This window comes from Salinispora cortesiana (assembly GCF_000484695.1).
In the GTDB taxonomy this organism is placed as follows: domain Bacteria; phylum Actinomycetota; class Actinomycetes; order Mycobacteriales; family Micromonosporaceae; genus Micromonospora; species Micromonospora cortesiana.
In genome coordinates this window covers 77,202-98,450 of record NZ_AXVR01000013.1, presented here as the reverse complement: position 1 = coordinate 98,450, position 21,249 = coordinate 77,202, and the positions used below count along the sequence as shown (strand labels likewise).

Here is a 21,249-nt window from a genome sequence, read left to right as displayed (position 1 = left end):
GGTCAGGACCCGGCCCCGGTCGTGGACCGGCTGGAACCCGGGTTTGGCCAGTACCCTCGATATGCCCGCGGTCAGGCCGGTACGGTCGGCGAGCATCCGCAGGCCCGCCACCCCCACCATCGCCACCACCCCGTCACCGTCAGCCGTGACGCGCAGGCCCTTCGACCATCCGGTAAGCTCACGCACGTCGGAAGTGCCTCCTCGCAAGAGATCCTGGTAGATGTCGCAATCACCATTTTCCCTTGCCTGGCAGGCACTTTCGCCTTTCCGGACCTCACGAAACCGTTACAAGATCACCACCTGGTGAATGTCCCGGGTTCACGCTAGGAGCGGAAGAGATCGGCGTACGGATCGCTGTCGTGCCAGGGGTAGCCGTGCCGCCGGAACGCGGCGGCAACCGGTCTCGAGGTGGCGGGGAGCTGCTGGCCGCCCGATCAGCGCGGCGTCTTGTCGATGGGGAACTGTACTTCGGTGAGCAGCTCAGCGGGACTGACCGTTTGCGGGTCGTTGAGGTAGACCTCGCGCGGTGGGCCCGCTGGATGAATACCCTCCTGCTCGATCCAGCCGGTGACGACGTGGTAAGCGGGGCTGATCTCCTGGTATGGCCCTCGGTGGACGGTGGTGGCGACCGGGCCGCCGGGGAGCTCACGGTAGCGGACCGGGTCGCCGGGTAGGACGGTGCCGGCCGGGACCGGGATGCAGATCTCGATGTCGCCGTTGGTCTGTTCGTCGATGACGTCGTGGTAGATGACGAACGGCTTCCCGTTGGACTCGGCGCCGGCGTTGCCGATGGCGTCGACGACCGCGCCGAAGCCGCGGCCCATGTCGGCACCGATCGCATTGAGGCTGGTGTGCAGGGTGAGGCTGGCCACCGGAATGGTGGCGGCTTCCTTCACAATGACGTCGTAGGGCATGACACGTCCTCCTCTATCGATGAGTGCTTGGAGAAAACGCAGCATCTGCTCCTGCTCGGCGAGCCGGGCCCGCAACCGCTCCCGGTGCGCGACGAGGCGTTTGCCGGTCAGTTCCGGGTCGTCGTCGGTGAGTAGGTCACGGATGTCCGCGATCGGCATGTCGATTGCGCGTAGCATCCGGATCGCCTCGGCCCGCTCGGCCTGGGCCCGCCGGTAGTAGCGGTAGCCCGAGGACGGGTCGACCCAAGCGGGTGCGAGCAGGCCCTGCTCGTTGTAGAAGCGCAGGGCCTTGACTGACAGCCGGCTCATCCGGGAGAAACGCCCAATCGGGATCAGGTCGTCCATGCTCGGTTCCTCCGTTCCGCACCGATGCTCGAGTCTCCCCTGGCGGGAGAGTCAAGCCTGGGACGGCGGTTCGGCGGGTCGCCGGCCAATTCCCGCCACCACCCGCGCGGCCCTTACTTAAAGCCACCCATGACCGACAACACCGCCATTAGCACGACACCACCGCCGGCTGCTCGGCGGCGGTTCACCTGCGAACGGCCCGGCTGTACAGACGTCAACGGTCGGCCCGAACTGCTGCAACGGGACCTGGCGCAGGAGTTGGTCGACGTTGGCCAGGAGCCGCCCGCACCGGGCGCGGACCGAACATCAGGCCCGGCGCCGTTCTAGGCCCCCGGCGGGGAGCCCTCTGCCGCGGGGCCTCAACGTCCCCCAAATGAACCGTTGATCTAGCTAGCCGAGCGCCTGCATCATCGGGCTGTACCAGCGGCTGCGATCGCCCGGAAGAGACGGCGACCCTGAGATCATTAACGTGGTGCTGCTCCGCAAGGTTGCTCCGGCGTCCTGCACCCATTCGCGTAGCCGGCAGTCGTGGTCGAGCAGGTCGACCCGCACTGACCCGTCGGCACCGCTTGCCAGGTCGCCTATCAACGTTGCGGCGGCGTGGCGATCCGTGGCCAGCACCGGCCCGATCATCAGTTGATCGAGGTTGCGCCACACCGCGCCGTACCCGACGATGTCGTTGTCGTGTTGCAGAACCTGCAGTTGGGTGGCAAACAAAAACAGCCGTTGCAGTAGCGCCTCACGCGGGGCGCCGACAATCGCGGCATCGAGTGCCCTAATTGCCGTGATGTCCTCGGGCAAGGCTGGGCGGGAGCGTGGCTCCGGGTGGCCGGAAATAGTTCCGATATAGGTGTGCAGCGCCTCGACAGCGGTGAAGCCGAGCTTTTCGTACAAGGGACGGCCCGATTCGGTGGCAAACAGCGCCACAGTCCTGGTTCGGGCGCCAGCGAGGGCGTGTGTCACGAGCCGCCGGCCCAGTCCCTGGCCGCCATGGCGCGCCGCGACCAGCACCATGCTGAGCACCGACAGCGAGTTGCCGTAACGGGTCAGAACCGCCGTTCCCACCAGTTCACCCCTCGTATTCCGGGCACCGAACACGGTGCCCAGCTCGAACAGCAGGCGCCACTTGCCGTCCTCGGCAGGCCATCCCCGGTCCTGCGCCAGAGCGAGACACCCGGGAAGGTCGTCAACGGTCAGCACACCGATTCCCCACGTCACGTGCTAACTATTGCAGCGCTGAACCTGGTTGGTCAGACGGCCCACGGACGCTGGCGGAGCGCCAGTTAGGTTGGGCACGAGGTCCTTGCCGGCCGAGATGCCGTCAAGGCTTTCCGAGGGGCGGAGGGTGTGGGATTCGAACCCACGAAGACATCACTGCCTTACCGGTTTTCAAGACCAGCGCCATCGGCCACTAGGCGAACCCTCCCGGCGCGCCGCCCACGGGGCGGCGACCGTGCCCAGTCTGCCACGCCGGCCCCGCCGATGGGCAGGCACGCCCACCCACATGCCGTCCACAGTGCGTGTTAGCAGTACGGGCTCCCGGGCGCGGACCGGCTTCGGGTAGACAGGAAGCATGCAGGCGATCACGATCCAGGAGTTCGGCGGGCCCGAGGCGTTGGTCTGGTCCGAGGTGCCCGATCCGGTGCCCGGCCCCGGCGAGGTGATCGTTGACGTACGGGCCAGCGCGGTCAACCGGGCTGACGTGCTGCAACGGAAGGGCCACTACCCGCCGCCCCCGGGTGCGCCCCCGTACCCGGGTCTGGAGTGCTCCGGACTGATCAGCGCGATCGCCGACGACGTCTCCGGTTGGGCGGTCGGTCAGCCGGTCTGTGCGCTGCTGGCCGGCGGCGGGTACGCGGAGCGGGTGGCGGTGCCGGCCGGTCAGCTGCTACCGGTGCCCGACGGCGTGGACCTGGTGGAGGCGGCGGCGCTACCGGAGGTGGCCTGCACGGTCTGGTCGAACGTGGTGCAGCGGGCGGGGTTGACGGCCAGGGAGACGCTGCTGGTGCATGGCGGCGGCAGTGGGATCGGCACCTTCGCGATCCAGCTCGGCTCTGCCCTCGGGGCGACGGTGCTGGTGACCGCGCGGTTGGCCAAGCACGACCGGCTGCGGGCCCTCGGTGCCGCCCACCTGATCGACTATCGGGAGCAGGACTTCGCCGCGGAGGTTCGCCAGTTCACCAACGGCCGGGGTGCGGACGTGATCCTCGACATCATGGGCGCGTCCTACCTGGGGCGAAACGTCGCCGCGCTCGCCACTGACGGCCGGCTGATGCTGATCGGCCTGTTGGGCGGCCGGAAGGGGGAGCTGGACCTTGGTGCGCTGCTGGCGAAGCGGGCGACGGTGGCCGCGACCACCCTGCGTTCCCTCCCGCTGGGCCAGAAGGCGGAGATCGTCGAGGGCGTACGCGAGCAGGTGTGGCCGCTGATCGCGGCCGGGAAGGTCCGCCCGGTCGTGGACCGTCGGCTGCCGATCACCGACGCGGCCGAGGCCCACCGTCTCGTCGAGTCGAATGAGCACGTCGGCAAGGTCCTGCTGACCGTCGGCTAGCGCGGGATCGCCAGGCGGGCACCGGGGCCCTCGTCGGCCACCTGGTCGCCCGGGTTGCTGAGGGTGCAGCGGCGCAACGACAGGCACCCGCAGCCGATGCACCCCTCGAGGTCGTCCCGGAGCCGGGTCAGCAGCGTGATCTTCTCGTCCAGCCGGTTGCGCCACAGTTGGGAGAGCTGGGTCCAGTCCTCCGGGGTCGGGGTCCGGGCGGCGGGCAGGGATTCGAGCGCCTCGCGGATCTCGTCCAACGAGATGCCGACCTGTTGTGAGATCCGGATGAACGCCACCCGGCGTAGTTCACTGCGCGCGTACCGGCGCTGGTTGCCACCGGTGCGGTCAGCTCGGAGCAGCCCCATCCGCTCGTAGTAGCGCAGCGCGGACGACGCCACCCCGCTGCGGATGGAGAGCTGGCCGATAGTTAATGACTCCTGCATCACGTCACCTTGAGTTGAAGCGGGCTTCAAGTTGCAGGCTAGCCGCATGACAGCCACCACGACCACCGCGACGATCGCCGAGGCCGCCGCGCCGATCGACGGCCGACAGCCGGTCGCCCCCCTGCTGGAGCGGATCCGGGCCGGCCGGGAGTTCGGCACGAACGTCTACTCCACCATCGACGTGCTCCAGGTGCTCTACCACCGTGTCCTGCGGATTCACCCGACGCGCGTTGACGACCCGGACCGGGACCGGTTCCTGCTCTCCAAGGGGCACGCGGTCGCCGGGTACTACGCGGTGCTCGCCGCCGCGGAGTTCTTCCCCGCCGACTGGCTCGACGACCAGGGTGGGCCGGCCAGCCGGCTCGGCGACCACCCCGACCGGATGCTCGTGCCCGGAGTGGAGATCGGCTCCGGATCGCTCGGCCACGGCCTGGGCCTCGGCGTCGGAACCGCGCTCGGGCTACGGGCCCAGGGCCGGCTCGAACCCCGGGTGTACGTGCTGCTCGGCGACGCCGAACTGGACGAGGGTTCTAACCACGAGGCGATCACCTACGCCGGGACGACCGGCCTGGCCAACCTCACCGCGATCGTGATCGACAACGCCTCCGCCACCCACGGCTGGCCGGGCGGACCGGCAGCCCGGTTCATCGTAGACGGCTGGACCTCAGCGACGGTTGACGGGAACGACCACGACGCCCTGCACACCGCCCTGACCGGGCATGACGGCAACCGGCCCCACGTCGTCGTGGCGGTCGTCGCACCCAAGGAGGCCTAATGCGCGACACCTTCGTCGACACCACCACCGCGCTGCTCGCCGACGACCCGCGCACCGCGTTGGTCCTGGCCGATATCTCCGCCGCCCTCTTCGCCCCGGCAGCGGCCCGGCACCCGGACCGGGTCCTGAACGTCGGAATCCGGGAACAGCTGATGGTCGGGGTGGCTGGCGGGCTGGCGTTGACCGGCCTGCGGCCGATCGTGCACACCTATGCGCCGTTCCTCGTCGAGCGGGCGTACGAGCAGCTCAAGCTCGACCTGGACCACCAGGATGCGAGCGCGGTGCTGGTCAGCGTGGGCGCCTCGTACGACCGCCCGGAGGCGGGCCGGACCCACCTGTCGCCGGCGGATGTCTCGCTGATCGACACCCTGCACGGCTGGACGGTGCACGTACCCGGCCACCCCGGCGAGGTGGCGCCGCTGCTACGGACGGCGGTAGCTGCGGAGACCTCGGCGTACCTGCGGTTGTCGGTGCTCAGCAACGACCGGCCGCTGGGCGGCGATGGAGCGTTGCAGGTGGTGCGGGACGCCGGACCGGGAGCACCCCTGGTGGTGGCCGTCGGGCCGACCCTGGACGCGGCCACTGCGGCGTTGGCCGACCTGCCTGTCACGGTGGCGTACACCAACCGGCCGCGCCCGTTCGACACCGCCGGGCTCCGCGATCGGGCCGGCACCGACGTGATCCTGGTCGAGCCCTACCTCGCCGGGACCTCCAGCCGGGTGGTCTCGGCGGCGCTGGCGGACCGCCCACACCGGCTACTGGCACTCGGCGTCGGGCGCGAAGAACTCCGACGGTACGGGTCGGCCGACGACCACACCCGCTGGCACGGCCTGGACGCGTCGGGGCTGCGGCGATCGGTGCTGGACTTCGTCTCACCGGCGCTGCGCTGACCTTCCGGCACCGCGCTGGCCCTCCGGCGCAGCGGTCAACGGGGGCGCTCGGCGGGGCAGCGGAAGAGGGTGGCGGCGAGGTGGCGAGGGAGGGTGGACCTGGAGGATCAGCGGGGGGCGGTGTCCGAAGGACGACGACGGGCCCGCTCCCGGCCGAGAATCCAGACCGCCTCGACCCCGTCCCGCCAGGTGATCTTCTTGCCCTCCTCGCGGCCACGGGCCCGGTAGCTGATCGGCACCTCGTACGGGCGGATCCGACGGCGCAGCAGCTTGCCGGTCACCTCCGCCTCCATGCCGAAGCCGCGAGAGTGAATCTCCAGGGAGCGATACAACTCGATCGGCATCAGCTTGAAGCAGGTCTCCAGGTCGCCGATGTAGGAGTTGAACAGCACGTTGGCCACCATCGTGACGCCCCGGTTGCCCATCACGTACCAGAAGCTGTAGGCGCTGTGGCTGCCGAAGGTGCGATTACCGTAGACGACCGTGGCCCGCCCATCGAGGACCGGCGCGAGCAGCTTGGCGATGTCCTGCGGGTCGTACTCCAGGTCGGCGTCGAGGATCACCATGTACTCACCCTCGGCGTTGTCGACCGCCGTCCGGATGGCCGCGCCCTTACCGGAGTTACGCGGGTGGGTGATCACGCGGACCCGGGCGTCATCGGCCCGGTCCAGGATCTCGCCGGTGCCGTCCCGACTCCCGTCGTCGACCACGACGAGCTCGATCTCGCACGGATAGTCCACCGCGAGCGCCTGCTTCAAGGCGTCCGCGATGCGTTCTTCCTCGTTGTAGACCGGCATGAGGATCGAGAGCTTCACGGACGTTTCCCCCGGTGGGCGCACCATTGGACGCCATAGCGTACCTCGTCCAGCCGCGATCTTGATGTAGCAGCGGCGGTCCGGCAGCATCGCGCCGAACCGCCGCCGCCAGAGGCGAACTACTCGCTCTTGGGCAGCACGATCAATCGGGCCTCGCCGTTCTCGCCGTCCTTCGCGCCGGCAACGCCGAGCACCCGGCCAACCTCGACCGCCTCCGGCTGGACCGTCTGGCGACGCTCCACCACCCGAAACTCCGGCCCGAAGGTCCAGGTCATCTCAAAGCCGTCCGATGACCGGACGGTCATCTCCTGCCCATCGATCGCGGTTACCTCACCGCGTTGGACGGCCACCGTCCTCGGACCGTCCTCTTTCGTCTGCACCACGACCTCGCCGTGCATGGTGTTCTTCCGCAGCAGCACCCGGGCCGGCCGCCGCTTGCGCCACTGTTCCGCCCGGTCCCCCCGGCCCGGCTCCGCCTCGGGGGCCGGTGAATCCGACCCGACGACGGGTACCACGTCCATCTCGACGGGGTCCAGACCGAGCGCGGCCAGCGCCTGGCCCTCCACGCCCAACGCCGCGGCGACCTCGACGGCCTGCTCTCCGGCCGGCCCGGCCACCTGGGCCGCGCCGCAGCCGCTGAGCCCGAGCGTGACCGCCGCGAACAGCGTGGTGGCGGCGACTCCCCAACGTGCCATGACTCTCCCTCTCATCCCTGTGGGTGGGAGTCCAGCCTGGTCGGTCTCGGCGAGCGGGGCGTCAGGCCAAGGTTCGGGTCTGGTAAGGATCCGGCGGCAGCGAGACAACGAACGCGGCCCCGCCCTCGGCCGCGTGCCCCGCGCTGATCTCCCCACCGAGCCGCCGGACCAGGCCGGCGGCGAGGGCCAGGCCCAGCCCACTACCGACCTTGCGCACCCCCCGGTACCGCTGGTGCAGGGCACCGCGTTCGAAGACCACCGCCAGGTCGTCGTCGGTCAGACCGGGGCCGCCGTCCCGGACCTCGATCACCCCGCCGGCCGCCGGGTACGTGCCGGCCCACCGGGTCGCGAGCACCACCGGCGCCCCCGGCGGCACCACCCGCAACGCGTTCTCCAGCAGCCCATCCACCACCTGCCGAATCCGCCCCGGATCGGTGTACACCGGCACCGCCGAATCCGGCGCCTCGACCCGGAACGCCACCGAGACGGCCGCGCACCGCGCCGCCCACGTCCGCTCCGCCTCCGCCGCCAGCCGAACCAGGTCGACCCGGACCGGCTCCAGCGGAAAGTCCACGGCCTCCAGCCGAGCCAGGGCCAGCAGGTCCCGTACCAGCCGATCCAGGTGCTCCGCCTCGGCCAGCACGGTGCGCCCGGTCCCGGCCACCTCCGCCGAGTCGATCACCCCGTCCGCCAACGCCTCCGCGTACCCGCGGATGGCGGTCAGCGGGGTCCGCAGCTCGTGCGAGACGGAGAGCAGGAACTCTCGCTGCCGTCCCTCGCTGGTGGCGAGCGCGGCGGCCAGGCCGTTGAGAGCCTCCGCCAGGTCCGCCACCTCGTGCGGGGGCTCCACCGGGACGCGGACCGCACGCTCACCGGACCGCAGCCGCGCGGCGGCGTCCGCCGCCCGCCGGATCGGCCGGGCCAGGCGACGGGCGAGCAGCAGACCGGCGACCACCCCGGCCGCCAGCCCGGCAAGCAGGGGAAGCCAGAGGCTCTGGGCGACCTGCCGCCACATGCTGCCGGGAGAACCGGCCCGCGCAAGCACTACCCCGTCGCCGCCGGACAGCGCCCGCCCCTGCACCAGCGCCGGCCGTCCGGCGACCGAACGCCGGCCGGCGACGTGCCGGCCCTCGGCGATCCGCTGCACGACCTGGACCGGCAGTCCCGGCCGGTCCACCACCCCATTCCGCACCAGGTACGCCTCGATGCCCTGCGCCCGCAGTTGCCGCAGCAGCCGGTCCTCGTCCACGGTGCGCGGGGTGTCCAGCCGGCTGCGCAGCGCCTCGGCGGCGAGTCGGGACTGGGCGGCCAGCGCCTGCTGCTCGCGGTGTTCCACTCCGCGGACCGCGAGCGGCACCGCGACGATCGCGGTGACCACGACCGAGACCAGGGCGACCGCGCAGGTGACCAGCACCGCCCGGACGGTCAGGGTCGGCCCGCGCCGGATGCGTGCGGGCCGCCGGGCGCCCGCCGTCGGCCCGGTCGGCGGGTCGATCCGGTGCTCACGCATCAACGGCGTACCCCACCCCCCGATGGGTACGGATCACACTCGCCGCGCCGAGCTTCGCGCGGACCTGAGCCACGTGCACGTCAACGGTTCGGGTGCCCGCGGGAACGGCGTACCCCCACACCCCGGCGAGCAACTCCTCCCGGGTGAACACCCGGCCGGGGCGGGCCATCAGGTGGGCGAGCAGGTCAAACTCGGTAAACGTCAGCTGCACCGGATCCCCCGCGGCGGTCACCGTACGACGGTCGGGGTCCAGCGTGACCGCGCCGACGATCCGCGGCTGGTCCGGTGGCGGCCCGGCGACCCGGCGCAGCACCGCCCGCACCCGGGCCACCAGTTCACGCGGGCTGAACGGCTTGGTCACGTAGTCGTCGGCGCCGAGTTCGAGCCCGACAATGCGGTCCACCTCGTCGTCGCGCGCGGTGAGGAAGATGACCGGCGTCCAGTCTCCGGACTCGCGTAACCGGCGGCAAATCTCGGTGCCGGGGAGACCGGGCAGCGCGATGTCGAGAACGCAGGCCACCGGCCGGAGCCGACGGGCGGCGGCGAGGCCGGCGTCGCCATCCCGCTCCAGCTGTACGCCGAACCCGTCCCGGGCCAGATAGAGCCGGACCAGATCGGCGATGGCTGGTTCGTCCTCGACGAGGAGGACAAGCCCGCGATGCGGCGCGTCAACGGTCACCGGCTCATGATGGCCGATCGGGACGGTGCGGCTTTGCTCGGTACATGTTCGGGTTCAGTAAGGAAACGGTCAGCGGACGGTGGCGGGTCGGAAGGCAGCCGGCCGGACCGGGGCCGGGCCGGGCTCGCCGATCGTGGCGACGAGCCGCTCGCGCGCGATCCGTACGCGGGTGCGGAAGGCGTGGTTGAGCAGCTCGTCGAGCTGCCACACCTGCTTCGGGTGCCGAGTCCGGATGACGAACCGCTCCCGGACGCCGTCGATGGCGGTAGCGGCCAGCTCCAGGCAGTGCAGCCGCGGGTCCGGCCCCCAGGTGACGTTGCTCAGCTCGCGCAGTTCGGTATTGAGGTGCAGGCGGAGCCGGTGCAACACCCGGGTCTGCCGGGTGATGACCAGCCGTCGGTGGGTCAGCAGCAGGAGGTACTCACCGGCGGTGGAGCGGTTCGGGCGGCTGCACCGGGTGACCAGGATGGGGGCGTCGCCCGAGCCGACGCAGCGCCGGAAGACCGGCATGTGCCGGCTGGCGGTCTGGGTCGCTATACCAGCCTCGGCAGCAGCGGGAAGGAACGTTCGGGAGAAGACGTCCATGCCCTGCCCAACGACGCCCCAGCGTGAGGTGATATGGGTGGGACGGCCGAACCTTGCATCTTCCACGCCCCGCCCGGGCGGGTCATGCCCACTGACACGGACATGACGCTCCCGGGCGGGGTGGTTCAGAGCAGTTCGACGATGGTCGCGTTGGCCATGCCGCCGCCCTCACACATGGTCTGCAGGCCGTACCGGATGTTCTCGTCTCGCATGTGCGCCAACATGGTGGTCATGATCCGGGCCCCGGATCCGCCGAGCGGATGCCCGAGGGCGATGGCGCCGCCGCGCGGGTTCAGCCGGTGCGGGTCGGCCTCGGTCTCCGCGAGCCAGGCCAGCGGCACCGGGGCGAACGCCTCGTTGACCTCGTACACCCCGATTTCCTCGATGCCCAGCCCCGCCCGGCGCAGCGCCTTGGCGGTGGCCGGAATGGGCGCGGTCAACATGGCGACCGGGTCGTCGGCGCAGACCACGGCGGTGTGGATGCGGGCGAGCGGGCGCAGGCCGTGCCGGCCGGCCCACTCGGCGGTGGTGACCGCGAGCGCCGCCGCGCCGTCGGAGATCTGGGACGCGGAGCCGGCGGTCACCACGCCGTCGGCCCGGAACGGGGTGGCCAGCTCGGCCAGCTTCGCCAGGGACGTGTCCCGACGGATGCCCTCGTCGGCGGAGACCCTGCCCCCGTCGGCGAGGGGGACCGGTGCCAGCTCGGCGTCGAATGCGCCGGCATCCTGCGCCGCGCCCGCCTTCTCATGGCTGGCGAGGGCGAACTCGTCGAGCTGGGTGCGGGTCAGTCGCCACCGGCGGGCAATCAGCTCCGCCCCGACGCCCTGGCTGAACGGGAGTGGGTCGTCCTGCGCCACCCCCTCCACACCCCGATAGCGGTCCAGGATCGCCGCGCTGAACGGCGCGCCCCCGGCCACACTGGAGCCCATCGGCACCCGGGTCATCGACTCGACCCCGCCCGCCACCACCAAGTCGGCCTGCCCGGAGAGCACGGTCGCGGCGGCGAAGTGCAGCGCCTGCTGGCTGGACCCGCACTGCCGGTCGAGGGTGGTGCCGGGAACCGTCTCGGGCCAGCCGGCCGCGAGGACGGCGTTGCGGGCGACGTTCCACGACTGCTCGCCGACCTGCGAGACGCAGCCCCAGAACACGTCATCCACCTGACCCGGATCAATGCCGGTCCGTTCGGTGAGGGCGCGCAGCACGTGCGCCGACAAGTCGACCGGGTGTACGTCGGCGAGGCTTCCCTTGCGTCGCCCGACGGGGGTGCGTACGGCGCCGACGATGACTGCGTCACTCATGACTACTCCCCGGTAACTTGGCTTGGCGTCGATGGTACGCGGCCCACCCGGCTTCCCGCCGCACTGGCATGCTGGGCGATATGGATACGACATCGCCCGGGACCCGGCAGTGGCGGGTCCCGAAAGCCCTGCCGGCGATCAAGATCGGCGGGGCTGGGGCACTGGTCGCGCTCGGTCTCCTGCTGGCCGACGGTGACCCGGTCCGGCTCATGCTGACCGTGCTGGCCGCCGCCGCGCTCCTGGTCTGGGCCGCGCGGGACCTGCTGGCACCGGTCCGGCTCGCGGTCGATCCGGACGGGCTGACGGTGGTCAGCGGCTTCGCCGGCCGTCGGCGGCTGCCGTGGTCGCAGGTGGCGGAGATCCGGGTGGACCAGCGAGCCCGGCTCGGCCGGTCGAACGCGGCCCTGGAGGTGGATACCGGGGAGACACTGCACCTGTTCGGCCGGTTCGACCTGGACGCCGACCCGGTTGATGTCGCGGCGCAGCTACGAGCGGCCCGCCCGGCGTAACCGTCAGGCGAGCAGGGTCGCGGTCCGGAGCAGGGTCAGGCCGAGCAGTGCCACCACAAGCACCGCCCCGCCGCCCGCCTGCACCATCGTGCGCCGCGACCGCGGGGCGTGGGCGAGGACGAAGGCCATCAGGCCACCGACCACCAGACCGCCCAGGTGACCAGGGATCGAAATCCCCGGCACGGTGAGCGTGAAGACCAGATTGATCACCAGGATCGGGAGCACCTGGGAGACGTCCCGCCCCAACCGCCGGCCGACGACGAACAGGGCCGCGAAGAGCCCGAAGACGGCCGTGGACGCGCCCGCGGTGGCCGCATTCGGCGCGCTGAACAGGTAGGCCGCGACGTTCCCGCCGAGGCCGGCGATCAGATAGAGGGCCAAAAACCGGGCCGGGCCGAGACTCGCCTCCAGGGTGCGGCCGAGGATCCACAACGCGTACATGTTCAGCAGCAGGTGGATTACGCCGTAGTGCAGGAACATCGCGGTGACCAGGCGGTACCACTCGCCATCGGCGACGCCACCCACGGTGCCGTTGGGAAAGACCGCGAGCCCGATCACGGCTCCCCACTCGGTCAACGGGGTGCTGCCGCCGAGCAGGCCGCCGAAGCCGGAGCCCCCCGCCACCGCGTCGCCGCCCCGGTCGGTGCCGATGGAGAGCAGCATCACCAGGGCGTTGAACGCGATCAACGCCTTGGTGACATAGCCGTGTTGGCCGGCGAGACCACCACCGAAGGCGGTACGCGCCGGCCGCACACTGCGGCGCCCTTCGTTGACGCACTCCGGGCACTGGAAGCCCACCGAGGCCTCGCGCATGCAGTCCGGGCAGATGACCCGGTCGCAGCGGTTGCACCGGATGTAGGCCTCCCGACCGGGGTGGCGGTAGCAGACCGGGGTGGTCGGTGGTGATTCGCTCACCGGACAGCCCAGGTACCCGAGCGCTCAGTCATGCGAGCAAAGGTACCTTGTCCGCCTTCAGGAGCCGGTGCGCTCGATCTCGACCCGCTCGATGACGACGTCGCGCAGCGGACGATCGGCGGGGTTCGTCGGGGTGTTGGCGATCGCGTCAACAACCTTCACCGACTCCTCGTCGGCGACCTGCCCGAAGATGGTGTGCCGGTTGTTCAGGTGCGGCGTCGGCGCCACCGTGATGAAGAACTGCGAACCGTTGGTGCCCGGCCCGGCGTTCGCCATCGCCAGCAGGTACGGCCGGTCGAACCGCAGCTCGGGGTGGAACTCGTCGGCGAACGTGTAACCCGGGCCGCCCCGGCCGGTGCCGGTCGGGTCACCCATCTGGATCATGAAGCCGCTGATCACGCGGTGCGAGATCGTGCCGTCGAAGTATGGTCCGCTGCCCGGCTGGCCGGTCCGCGGGTCGGTGTACTGCTTGGTGCCGTCGGCCAACTCCACGAAGTTGCGAACGGTCTTCGGCGCGTGGTTCGGAAAGAGCTGCAGCCGAATCGGGCCGGCGTTGGTGTGCAGGGTGGCGTAGAGATCCTCGGCCACGGGTACTCCTCACTAGGTGTTCAGTTCCATGCGGATCCTCCCATGTGCCCGATCTGGCCATGCGGAGGCATCCAAAGGTGGAGGATGACGAAGGGACAACTCCAAGGAGGTGGGACCGTGTTTGGAAACGGGCGGCGTAAGACCCAGAGCCAGCTTGCCAAGATCGAACTTGGTCGAAGCTTCGGTCATCTGAAGCGGGCGGCGGGGCACGCAACGAACGGCACCGGTGCCACGGTCGGCCCACGGGTGCGGGCGGCCCGCAGCGCTGTTGCGCCGACCGCGCTGGTGATGCGGGACCGGGCGGCGAGCGGCTACGTGTCGACCGTGGCCGCGCTGGCACCGCTGGCCATCGCCGTCCGCGAGGCCCAGGCGGAGGCGACCGGCCGGGCCGCCGCCGGACGGCGGGTCGGCGCTGACAAGTCGACCGCCGCCAGCAAGAAGGGGCAGGCGAAGAAGGTGCGAGCGACACGCGCGAAGAAGCGGTCCGGTCGGGGCAGGACAGCCGGCCTGCTGGCGGCCAGCGCCGTGGTGGGGCTGGTCGGCGCGATGGCGTTACGACGCCGCTACGAACGGCGAGAGTGGGTCGAGTACGACCCGGTCCCCAGCCTGGAGCCGATGCAGGCCGAGATGGACATGATCGAGGTCACCACCCGGGCCCCGGCCGAGCAGACCGCCCCGGCGCCGACCACGACCGGGGATGCCGCCAAACCGGCAGGCCCGGCGACCGGTGGCGCAAGCGGCAAGGCGGGGGGCGGTGGCACGGCGACGGGCGGTGCCAGCGGTGGAGCGGCCGGCAGCACCGCCAAGGCCAACCCCGGCCGGCGGTCCACCGCGACGCCGGGCGACAAGGCTCCGGCAACGCCGGCCGACAAGGTCCCCGCGACAGCGGCCGACAAGGCTCCCGCGACACCGACCGAGAAGGTCCCCGCGACGACCGAGGGCAAGAGCACCACCGGCCGATCCACCAACGACCTCTCCAAGGCCATGAAGAACGGTCGCCACTGATCCCGGGTCAGAGCCAGCCGTGCCGGCGGAACCAGCGGTACAGCGCCAAGCTGACCCCGAGCATCAGGGCCAGCACCGTGGGGTAGCCGTAGATCCACCCCAACTCCGGCATGAACTCGAAGTTCATCCCGTAGATACCGGCGATGGCGGTCCAGACCGCCGCGATGGCCGCCCAGGCCGCGATCTTGCGCATATCGTTGTTCTGGTCGACGGTGACCTGGGCCAGCCGCGTCTGGAGGATTGAGTTGAGCAGGTCGTCATAGGAGTTGACCTGCTCGACGGTACGGCTGAGGTGGTCCTGCACGTCCCCGAAGTACCGGCGGATCTCCATCGGCACCTCGCGGTTGCGCTCAGCGGTGATCCGCAGGAGCGGACGCTGGAGCGGCATCACCGCCCGCTTGAACTCGACCAGTTCCCGCTTCACCTGGTAGATCCGCTGGATCCGATCGCCGCCCTGCCGGCGGTCGAATACGTCGGCCTCGAGCGTGTCCAGGTCGTCCTCCAGCCGGTCGGCGACCTCCAGATAGTGGTCAACCACCCGGTCGGTCACCGCGTACGCCACCGCCCACGGGCCGTGCGGCAACAACTCCCCCTTCGCCTCCAGGTCGGCGCGCACCGGCGCCAGCCGGCAGGCGTCCCCGTGCCGGACACTGACCAGGAAGTCCGGGCCGATGAAGAGCAGTACCTGGCCGGTCTCGACGACCTCGGAGTGCTCGGTCAACTCGGCCTGGTCGCGGTAGTGGGCGGTTCGTAGCACCAGGAAGCTCACCGCACCGAACTGCTCCAGCTTGGGCCGCTGCTGGGCTTTGACCGCATCCTCGACGGCCAGTTCGTGCAGGCCGTAGGTGGCCGCGATCTCGGTCATCTGGGCCAGGTCGGGCTCGTGCAGGCCGAGCCAGACGAAGCCGTTGCCCACCCGGCGCGCCGCCGCCAGCGCCTCGGCGTGGTGCCAGTGGCCGGGTTGCCGCTCCCCGTCCAGGTAGAGCGCGCAGTCAACGACCGCATCATGGGGCACGGCCGGCACCGGCGGCCCGGCGGCACTGTCGGAGCTGAGCCGGCGGGTCATCGCCCGCACCGGGGCTGCCCAGTCGCGCGGTCGGATCACCCGACCACCCGCCCGGGTGCCCCTGGGCCCGCGCCACGACCGGTCCGCCATCGCACCTCCCCGCTCGGCGACGCGTTGCAGCGTACGCCGTCAACCGGGTCGACCACTCGACCCACGCCCCGCCGCCGGGCCGGCAACCTCGAACCAGCCCGGCGCGGGTGGGGAGGTCAGCCGCGTACGGCCGCCATCGCCGCCGCGAGGCGACGCGCACCCTCGTCGATCTGGTCCACGGTCACCGCCGAGTACGCCAGCCGCAGCGCGTGCTGCCCACCATCGAGCACGAAGTCGCTGCCCTTCACGACGGCGACTCCGCGCTCCGCCGCAGCCGGAGCCAGCCGGTCCACCTCGACGTCCTCCGGCAGCTCCACCCAGAGGAAGTAGCCGCCGTCCGGCTCGACGAACCGGGCCTCCGGGAGGTGCCGCCGCAACGCCTCGGCCAGCGTCTGGGCCCGCTCGCCGAGGGCCCGGCGCACCGTCGCGATCGAGCGGTCGATGTCCCCGGAGACGCAGAACTGGTGCACGGTCGCCTCGGAGACCATGCCCGGCGAGATGTAGAGGTTGGTCGCCTTCTTCGCGATGTCGGCGATCAGGTCCGCCGGCCCGACCAGGTAGCCGACCCGTACGCCCGGGCAGACCGTCTTGGTGAAGCTGGAGGCGTGCACCACCCGGTTCTGGGTGTCCAGCGAAAGCATCGAGGGCAGCGCCTCGCCGCGGAACCGGACGTCGGCGTACGGGTCGTCCTCAAAGATCGTGAACTCGAACTCGACGGCGAGGTCGAGTAGTTCCCGCCGCTTGTCGAGGCTCAGCGTCACGCCGGCCGGGTTCTGGTAGTTCGGAATGATGTGCGCCAGCCGTGGGCGCACCCCGGACTCCAGCAGCTTACGCAGCTCGGAGGTGTCCAGACCGTCCGGCTGGATGGTGATCCCGTGCAGTTCACTGCCCATCCGCCGCAGGTTCAGCAGGGTCCGGTCATAGGTCGGGCGTTCCACCACCACCGCGTCGCCGGGCCGGACCAGATGGTCGAAGAGGAACGCGTCGGCCTGCAACGAACCGTTGGTCACCAGGACCTGGTCCGCCCCGACTCCGTGCTTCTGCGCAATCCACTCGCGCAACGGAAGGTAACCGGCGGAGGGGCCGTACGCCGTCACACCAGTGGGATCGGTGTCGAACGCACGGACGGCGGCGGCCTTCAGCCCCTCGATATCGACGATGTCCAACGAGGGAGCGCCACGGGCGAAGGAGATCAACTGCTCGGCGGTCATGGCTGTTCAGCGTACGGAAGACGATGGAGGATGCGCCGACGGCACGACGAGTGCTGTTGCGGTGCCACCGGATGGGTGACCGACCTCACCCGGGGACGACCCGTTCGGTCGCCCAGACCCGGACGACGTCACGGAGCGAGATCACCCCGGCCACCTCGCGCCCGTCGAGCACCACCAGGTGCCGAAACCCGCCCCGGGCCATCGCGGTCGCCGCCTCCTCGACCGTCCACTCCGGCCCCGCGTACACCACGTCCCAGGTCAGGTGGGCTCCAGTCCGCTCGTTGTCACAGTCCAGCCCGCGCCCGATCGCGTTGAGCAGGTCGCGCTCGGTCATGATCCCGACCCCCTCGGAATCCGGATCGATCACGACCGCCGACCCGATGCCCCGCTCCGACATCATCTGCGCCGCCTGCCGGAGCGTGTGCTCCGGGCCGACCACCAAAACCTGGCTGGACATCACTTCCCGAACCTGCATCACACACCAACCCCTGCGGGACGTTGCACTCGGTAAAAACATGGTGCACCCAGTGTGTTACCGGGACAAGCCTGCCGCACGCGATCCGACCAGCCCGCTCCGGTCGAGCGGCTCCGGCGGCCCCACGCGCCCCCACCCACCAGCCGGTCCGGTTGCCCCCAGGGGCCCCATTCGACGGCGCTATCCTCCTCCGGTGACAGCCGAACGAACGCAGAACGATGCCGGAATGGTCGGGATGGTGCTGGCAGCTGGCGCCGGACGCCGCCTGCGCCCACACACCGACACGCTGCCGAAGGCGCTGGTACCGGTTGATGGCGCGACCACGATCCTCGACATCGCGCTGCGCAACCTGGCCGAGGTCGGACTCACCGAGATCGTCGTCGTGGTCGGCTACGCCGCCGACGCGGTTCGGGAACGCCAGACGGACCTGGAACAGAAGTACGGCGTCACGCTCACCCTGGTGCCCAACGACCGGGCCGAAAAGTGGAACAACGCGTACTCGCTCTGGCTGGCCCGCAGCTGGTTCGCCCGCGGGGTCCTGCTGGTCAACGGGGACACCGTCCACCCGGTCAGCGTGGAGAAGACCCTGTTGGCCGAGCGCGGGCCGGGGATCCTGCTGGCGATCGACACGATCAAGCCGCTGGCCGAGGAGGAGATGAAGACCACCTTCGACGCCGACGGCCAGCTCACCCGGATCACCAAGCTGATGGACCCGCACGAGGCCCGCGGGGAGTACATCGGTGCGACGCTGATCGAGCCGCACGTCGCCGAGGCGCTCGCCGACGCGCTGGAGGCGACCTGGCGACACGACCCAAACCGCTACTACGAGGACGGCTACCAGGAGTTCGCCGACCGCGGTGGGGAGGTGCGTGGGGCGCCGATCGGCGACGTCGCCTGGGTCGAGGTCGACAACCACGACGACCTCGCGCGGGCTCGGGAGATCGCGTGCCGCTACTAGCCCGTACCGTCGCCACCCCGCTGGCCATCGAGGTCCGCCGGGGCGCGGTCGCCAACCTCGGCGAGCTCCTCGCCGACCGGCGGATCTCCGCCGGCGGCGACGTGGCCGTGGTGGTGGGGCCCGGGCAGGGGGAGAAGATCGTCGAGCTGTGCCGGCCGACGCTGGGCTCAGCCGACGTCTTCACGGTGGCCGGCGGCAGCGTCGACGCCGCCAATGAGTTGGGCGACCGGCTCCGCCGCCGGCACTACGATGCGGTGGTCGGGATCGGCGGCGGCCGGACGATCGACACCGCGAAGTACGCCGCCACCCGCTACGGCATCCCAATGGTCACGGTCGCCACCAGCCTCGCCAACGACGGCATCGCCTCCCCCGTGGCGTCGCTGACCCACGACGGCGGGAAGGGCTCGTACGGCGTACACATCCCGATCGCCGTCCTGGTGGACCTGGACTTCGTCGAGCACGGCCCGGACCGGCAGACCCAGGCCGGAATCGGTGACGCGGTGAGCAACCTCAACGCCTGCGCCGACTGGGAGCTCGCCCACGAGCTGCGCGGCGAGCCGATCGACGGACTCGCGGTGACGCTGGCCCGCACCGGGGCCGAAGCGCTGCTGAACCACCCCGGCAAGATCACCGAGGACGCCTTCCTCACCACGCTGGCGGAGGCGTTGATCCTCGGTGGCATCGCCATGTCGATCTCCGGTTCGAGCCGGCCGGCCAGCGGCGGCGACCACGAGATCTCACACGCGATCGACCACCTCTGGCCCGGCACCAGCGCCCACGGCGAGCAGGTCGGGCTCGGGGCCCTCTTCTGCACCTGGCTGCACGGCGACCGGGACCGGTTCGGCCAGCTCGCCCGTTGCCTGCACCGGCACGGCCTGGCCACCCGCCCAACCGACCTGGGCCTCACCGACGAGCAGTTCGTCGAGGCGGTGCACTTCGCGCCCCGGACCCGACCGGACCGCTACACGATCCTCGAACACCTCGCCCTGTCCACCGACGAGCTCCGGGCTCGGTTGGGAGACTGTCTTGACGCCCTCGGTGAGCACCTTGACTGAACCGTCCCGGCCGACCCGGGCCGACTTCTACCGGACCAACCGGGGCGGCGGACTGTTCAGCGAGGCGGCCAGCCAGTGGATCGGGGCCGCCTTCGCCGGCGGCGCCCACCGGCTCGGGCTGCGACCCACCACCCTGACCATCACCAACCTGGTCCTCGGCCTGCTCACCTCGGTGACCGTGGCGGCGCTGGCCGAGCCGGTCGCCGCCGGCCGGGTGCCGGCCTGGCTGGTCGGGCTGGTGGCGTTGGTCGGCTGGCAGGTGGCGTACGCGCTGGACTGCGCGGACGGGCAACTCGCCCGGGTCACCGGTCAGGGCAGCGCGGCCGGGGCGCGGGTGGATGTACTCAGCGACGTGGCGGCCCAGATCGCTCTGGTCGCCGCACTCGGTGCGACCGCGGTCGCGCAGTCACCGTCGATCCCCGCCTGGCTGATCGCCGCCTTCGCCGGCACCTGGATGGTCAACCTGGTCACCTCGGTGATGCAGGCCGGGCCGAACGCGACCAGCATGGTCACCTCGACCTCGCTGCCGGTGCGGCTGGTGAAGCTGATCCGCGACTACGGCGCGGTGATCTTCGTTGCCGCGCTGGTGCTGCTCTTCGCGCCCGGCCTGACCAGCTGGGTGATCGTCGCCTTCACCGTGATCAACGGCGGTTTCCTACTCGCCAGCATCGCCTTCGCCGCTCGGGCCTCACTGCGCTGACCGGCGGCCCGCCTCGGCCGTACGGGCGGTTTCGGCGTAGATGTCGAGCAGCTGGCGGGTGACCACCTCCGGGTGGAAGGTGCGCTCGTAGCGGGCCCGAGCCGCCGGTGCCCGGCTGGCGGCGTCGGCGGCTGCCGCCGGCAGCGCGTCGGCCAGCGCGGTCGGGTCCGGCGGCACCACCCAGCCGGCGGGTTCCGGGGTGTCGGCGCCGACCAGGAACGGGATACCGCCGAGGGCGGTGCCGAGCACCGGCCGACCGGCGGCCAGCGCCTCGATGATCACCGTCGGCAGCACGTCGTGCCAGGTGGAGGTGGCCAGCACCACCGCGCTCGCCACCAGGGCGGCGTGCACCCCGTCCCGGTCCAGCGGACCGAGGAAGGTCACATCCGCCCGCTGGGCCGCCGCCTCCTCCACCAGGGGTCGCAGCTCACCGTCACCGGCGACGCGGAGCGGGCCGAGCGCACCGTCCGGATGCCGACGCCAGGCCTCCAACAGCAGGTCCAGCCCCTTCTCCGGGCTGAGCCGGCCGAGGAAGAGGAAGCCGGTGCCTAGCGGCGCCGGGGCCCCCGGGTCGGGGATCGCGTTCGGCTTCACCACGATCCGTTGCTCCGGGATCCCGTAGTCCCGAAGGTGCTCCGCGATCGAGGTGGTCAGCGCGATGAACCGGTCCACCGAGCGCCAGGTGCCCCGGTGCACGGCGAGCGTCGTCGCCATCAACGCGCTCTGCGCCCGCGACCCCCGGTAGCAGCGGTGCACGATCGCCGGTACGCCCAGCACCCGCCCCCGGCAGTCCTGACAGATCGCCCCGTCCCGGAAGTACAGCCCGGACGAGCAGACCTGCCGGTAGTTGTGCACCGTCTGCACCACCGGCACGCCGTACCGGTGCGCGGTCCGCACCACCCAGGGCGAGAGCAGGGGGTACGGGTTGTGCAGGTGCAGCACGTCCGGCCGGTGCTCGTCGAGCAGGCGACCCAGCTCCCGCTGGGCTCGCGGGGCGTAGATCGGGGAGATCGGCAGCAGCGCCTTCGCGGGCCCGGACATCGACGCGATCTCGTCGGAGCTACGCAGGAACGGCAGCACCTCGACCCCGGCCGCGGCCAGCTGGGCGATCTCCACGTCGACGATGGTGTTCTCGCCGGACGGCTGAGCCTCCCGGTACCGGTTGTGCGCCACCACGATTTTCATG

General features: G+C 71.0%; 24 protein-coding genes, 1 tRNA gene and 1 pseudogene. 9 read left to right on the top strand and 17 right to left on the bottom strand.

Translation table 11 applies throughout. The features are described from left to right. Window positions 1–186 (bottom strand): annotated as a pseudogene (locus tag K228_RS0108925) (IS1380 family transposase); the annotation flags it as partial. A gap of 248 nt (window positions 187–434) precedes the next feature. Then, a complete protein-coding gene (locus K228_RS0108920) occupies window positions 435–1,259 on the bottom strand; it encodes a MerR family transcriptional regulator (RefSeq protein WP_025618133.1) in 825 nt (274 codons plus the stop codon). Window positions 1,260–1,388: 129 nt separating this feature from the next. Between K228_RS0108920 and K228_RS28775 the strand changes: the two genes are divergently transcribed. Continuing rightward, on the top strand, window positions 1,389–1,586 hold the full coding sequence (locus tag K228_RS28775) for a hypothetical protein (protein ID WP_245603436.1): 198 nt from the start codon (window positions 1,389–1,391) through the stop codon (window positions 1,584–1,586). 63 nt (window positions 1,587–1,649) lie between these two features. Here the strand turns inward: K228_RS28775 and K228_RS0108910 are convergent, their stop codons facing one another. Next, a complete protein-coding gene (locus K228_RS0108910) occupies window positions 1,650–2,477 on the bottom strand; it encodes a GNAT family N-acetyltransferase (RefSeq protein WP_033776676.1) in 828 nt (275 codons plus the stop codon). A 121-nt stretch (window positions 2,478–2,598) separates the two neighbouring features. Beyond that, a tRNA-Ser gene (locus K228_RS0108905) sits at window positions 2,599–2,685 on the bottom strand. A gap of 147 nt (window positions 2,686–2,832) precedes the next feature. Here K228_RS0108905 and K228_RS0108900 point away from each other — a divergent pair. Beyond that, window positions 2,833–3,810 (top strand): NAD(P)H-quinone oxidoreductase, encoded by a 978-nt coding sequence (locus K228_RS0108900; RefSeq protein ID WP_025618131.1) that lies wholly within the window; start codon window positions 2,833–2,835, stop codon window positions 3,808–3,810. Here the strand turns inward: K228_RS0108900 and soxR are convergent. Further along, window positions 3,807–4,244: a redox-sensitive transcriptional activator SoxR gene (gene soxR / locus K228_RS0108895; RefSeq protein ID WP_025618130.1), complete on the bottom strand. Its 438-nt coding sequence runs from the start codon at window positions 4,242–4,244 to the stop codon at window positions 3,807–3,809. The genes K228_RS0108900 and soxR overlap by 4 nt on opposite strands. Before the next feature lie 46 nt (window positions 4,245–4,290). Here soxR and K228_RS0108890 point away from each other — a divergent pair, with 46 nt between their 5' ends. Continuing rightward, window positions 4,291–5,019: a thiamine pyrophosphate-dependent enzyme gene (locus K228_RS0108890; RefSeq protein ID WP_025618129.1), complete on the top strand. Its 729-nt coding sequence runs from the start codon at window positions 4,291–4,293 to the stop codon at window positions 5,017–5,019. Then, window positions 5,019–5,909, top strand: coding sequence for a transketolase family protein (locus tag K228_RS0108885; RefSeq protein ID WP_025618128.1), 891 nt, complete (start codon window positions 5,019–5,021; stop codon window positions 5,907–5,909). Before K228_RS0108890 ends, K228_RS0108885 begins: the two co-directional genes overlap by 1 nt. 107 nt (window positions 5,910–6,016) lie before the next feature. Here K228_RS0108885 and K228_RS0108880 read toward each other — a convergent pair whose 3' ends face one another. From K228_RS0108880 to K228_RS0108855, 6 genes are all read right to left on the bottom strand, one after another. Then, entirely contained in the window at window positions 6,017–6,724 is a 708-nt protein-coding gene (locus K228_RS0108880) for a glycosyltransferase family 2 protein (RefSeq protein WP_025618127.1), read from the bottom strand. 119 nt (window positions 6,725–6,843) lie between these two features. Then, window positions 6,844–7,419 carry a hypothetical protein gene (locus K228_RS0108875; protein ID WP_025618126.1) on the bottom strand — a complete coding sequence of 192 codons (576 nt, stop codon included), beginning with the start codon at window positions 7,417–7,419 and terminating at the stop codon, window positions 6,844–6,846. Window positions 7,420–7,480: 61 nt separating this feature from the next. Beyond that, complete coding sequence (locus K228_RS0108870) at window positions 7,481–8,929, bottom strand: sensor histidine kinase (RefSeq protein ID WP_025618125.1); 1,449 nt, start codon at window positions 8,927–8,929, stop codon at window positions 7,481–7,483. Beyond that, window positions 8,922–9,608, bottom strand: coding sequence for a response regulator transcription factor (locus K228_RS0108865; RefSeq protein WP_025618124.1), 687 nt, complete (start codon window positions 9,606–9,608; stop codon window positions 8,922–8,924). The genes K228_RS0108870 and K228_RS0108865 overlap by 8 nt, the downstream gene beginning before the upstream one ends. Before the next feature lie 69 nt (window positions 9,609–9,677). Beyond that, window positions 9,678–10,193, bottom strand: coding sequence for a hypothetical protein (locus K228_RS0108860; RefSeq protein ID WP_025618123.1), 516 nt, complete (start codon window positions 10,191–10,193; stop codon window positions 9,678–9,680). A 125-nt stretch (window positions 10,194–10,318) separates the two neighbouring features. Further along, complete coding sequence (locus tag K228_RS0108855; protein WP_025618122.1) at window positions 10,319–11,491, bottom strand: thiolase family protein; 1,173 nt, start codon at window positions 11,489–11,491, stop codon at window positions 10,319–10,321. A gap of 68 nt (window positions 11,492–11,559) precedes the next feature. Here K228_RS0108855 and K228_RS0108850 point away from each other — a divergent pair, with 68 nt between their 5' ends. Then, window positions 11,560–12,000, top strand: coding sequence for a PH domain-containing protein (locus K228_RS0108850; protein ID WP_025618121.1), 441 nt, complete (start codon window positions 11,560–11,562; stop codon window positions 11,998–12,000). A gap of 3 nt (window positions 12,001–12,003) precedes the next feature. Here K228_RS0108850 and K228_RS0108845 read toward each other — a convergent pair whose 3' ends face one another. Next, entirely contained in the window at window positions 12,004–12,915 is a 912-nt protein-coding gene (locus K228_RS0108845) for a rhomboid family intramembrane serine protease (protein ID WP_025618120.1), read from the bottom strand. Between the two features lie 57 nt (window positions 12,916–12,972). After that, window positions 12,973–13,503, bottom strand: a complete 531-nt coding sequence (locus K228_RS0108840) for a peptidylprolyl isomerase (RefSeq protein ID WP_018221995.1) — start codon at window positions 13,501–13,503, stop codon at window positions 12,973–12,975. Between the two features lie 117 nt (window positions 13,504–13,620). Here K228_RS0108840 and K228_RS0108835 point away from each other — a divergent pair, with 117 nt between their 5' ends. Next, window positions 13,621–14,508, top strand: a complete 888-nt coding sequence (locus K228_RS0108835) for a hypothetical protein (protein ID WP_025618119.1) — start codon at window positions 13,621–13,623, stop codon at window positions 14,506–14,508. A gap of 7 nt (window positions 14,509–14,515) precedes the next feature. On the opposite strand, the gene K228_RS0108830 is transcribed toward K228_RS0108835, so the two are convergent. The 3 genes from K228_RS0108830 to K228_RS0108820 all read right to left on the bottom strand — a co-directional run bounded on the left by K228_RS0108830 (window position 14,516) and on the right by K228_RS0108820 (window position 17,350). Further along, a complete protein-coding gene (locus K228_RS0108830) occupies window positions 14,516–15,664 on the bottom strand; it encodes a magnesium and cobalt transport protein CorA (protein ID WP_025618118.1) in 1,149 nt (382 codons plus the stop codon). A gap of 116 nt (window positions 15,665–15,780) precedes the next feature. Beyond that, a complete protein-coding gene (locus K228_RS0108825; protein ID WP_025618117.1) occupies window positions 15,781–16,875 on the bottom strand; it encodes an aminotransferase-like domain-containing protein in 1,095 nt (364 codons plus the stop codon). An 85-nt stretch (window positions 16,876–16,960) separates the two neighbouring features. Next, window positions 16,961–17,350, bottom strand: a complete 390-nt coding sequence (locus K228_RS0108820) for a CBS domain-containing protein (RefSeq protein WP_025618116.1) — start codon at window positions 17,348–17,350, stop codon at window positions 16,961–16,963. Window positions 17,351–17,576: 226 nt separating this feature from the next. Here K228_RS0108820 and K228_RS0108815 point away from each other — a divergent pair, with 226 nt between their 5' ends. The 3 genes from K228_RS0108815 to K228_RS0108805 are packed head-to-tail and all read left to right on the top strand — an operon-like array spanning window position 17,577 to window position 20,063. Further along, on the top strand, window positions 17,577–18,308 hold the full coding sequence (locus tag K228_RS0108815; protein WP_025618115.1) for a phosphocholine cytidylyltransferase family protein: 732 nt from the start codon (window positions 17,577–17,579) through the stop codon (window positions 18,306–18,308). Then, complete coding sequence (locus K228_RS0108810) at window positions 18,296–19,363, top strand: iron-containing alcohol dehydrogenase family protein (protein WP_025618114.1); 1,068 nt, start codon at window positions 18,296–18,298, stop codon at window positions 19,361–19,363. The genes K228_RS0108815 and K228_RS0108810 overlap by 13 nt, the downstream gene beginning before the upstream one ends. Beyond that, window positions 19,347–20,063, top strand: a complete 717-nt coding sequence (locus K228_RS0108805; RefSeq protein ID WP_025618113.1) for a CDP-alcohol phosphatidyltransferase family protein — start codon at window positions 19,347–19,349, stop codon at window positions 20,061–20,063. Before K228_RS0108810 ends, K228_RS0108805 begins: the two co-directional genes overlap by 17 nt. On the opposite strand, the gene K228_RS0108800 is transcribed toward K228_RS0108805, so the two are convergent. After that, window positions 20,052–21,248: a glycosyltransferase gene (locus K228_RS0108800; protein WP_025618112.1), complete on the bottom strand. Its 1,197-nt coding sequence runs from the start codon at window positions 21,246–21,248 to the stop codon at window positions 20,052–20,054. The genes K228_RS0108805 and K228_RS0108800 overlap by 12 nt on opposite strands. Window position 21,249: the final 1 nt, after the last annotated feature.

Bases quoted from the DNA above. Each gene is read 5' to 3' on its own strand.
- K228_RS0108900 (WP_025618131.1), top strand. From the start codon at position 2,833: ATGCAGGCGATCACGATCCAGGAGTTCGGCGGGCCCGAGGCGTTGGTC.
- K228_RS0108870 (WP_025618125.1), bottom strand. From the start codon at position 8,929: ATGCGTGAGCACCGGATCGACCCGCCGACCGGGCCGACGGCGGGCGCC.
- soxR (WP_025618130.1), bottom strand. From the start codon at position 4,244: ATGCAGGAGTCATTAACTATCGGCCAGCTCTCCATCCGCAGCGGGGTG.
- K228_RS0108825 (WP_025618117.1), bottom strand. From the start codon at position 16,875: ATGACCGCCGAGCAGTTGATCTCCTTCGCCCGTGGCGCTCCCTCGTTG.
- K228_RS0108800 (WP_025618112.1), bottom strand. From the start codon at position 21,248: ATGAAAATCGTGGTGGCGCACAACCGGTACCGGGAGGCTCAGCCGTCC.
- K228_RS0108875 (WP_025618126.1), bottom strand. From the start codon at position 7,419: ATGGCACGTTGGGGAGTCGCCGCCACCACGCTGTTCGCGGCGGTCACG.
- K228_RS28775 (WP_245603436.1), top strand. From the start codon at position 1,389: ATGACCGACAACACCGCCATTAGCACGACACCACCGCCGGCTGCTCGG.
- K228_RS0108855 (WP_025618122.1), bottom strand. From the start codon at position 11,491: ATGAGTGACGCAGTCATCGTCGGCGCCGTACGCACCCCCGTCGGGCGA.
- K228_RS0108830 (WP_025618118.1), bottom strand. From the start codon at position 15,664: ATGGCGGACCGGTCGTGGCGCGGGCCCAGGGGCACCCGGGCGGGTGGT.
- K228_RS0108920 (WP_025618133.1), bottom strand. From the start codon at position 1,259: ATGGACGACCTGATCCCGATTGGGCGTTTCTCCCGGATGAGCCGGCTG.
- K228_RS0108890 (WP_025618129.1), top strand. From the start codon at position 4,291: ATGACAGCCACCACGACCACCGCGACGATCGCCGAGGCCGCCGCGCCG.
- K228_RS0108860 (WP_025618123.1), bottom strand. From the start codon at position 10,193: ATGGACGTCTTCTCCCGAACGTTCCTTCCCGCTGCTGCCGAGGCTGGT.
- K228_RS0108820 (WP_025618116.1), bottom strand. From the start codon at position 17,350: ATGCAGGTTCGGGAAGTGATGTCCAGCCAGGTTTTGGTGGTCGGCCCG.
- K228_RS0108850 (WP_025618121.1), top strand. From the start codon at position 11,560: ATGCTGGGCGATATGGATACGACATCGCCCGGGACCCGGCAGTGGCGG.
- K228_RS0108885 (WP_025618128.1), top strand. From the start codon at position 5,019: ATGCGCGACACCTTCGTCGACACCACCACCGCGCTGCTCGCCGACGAC.
- K228_RS0108815 (WP_025618115.1), top strand. From the start codon at position 17,577: ATGGTCGGGATGGTGCTGGCAGCTGGCGCCGGACGCCGCCTGCGCCCA.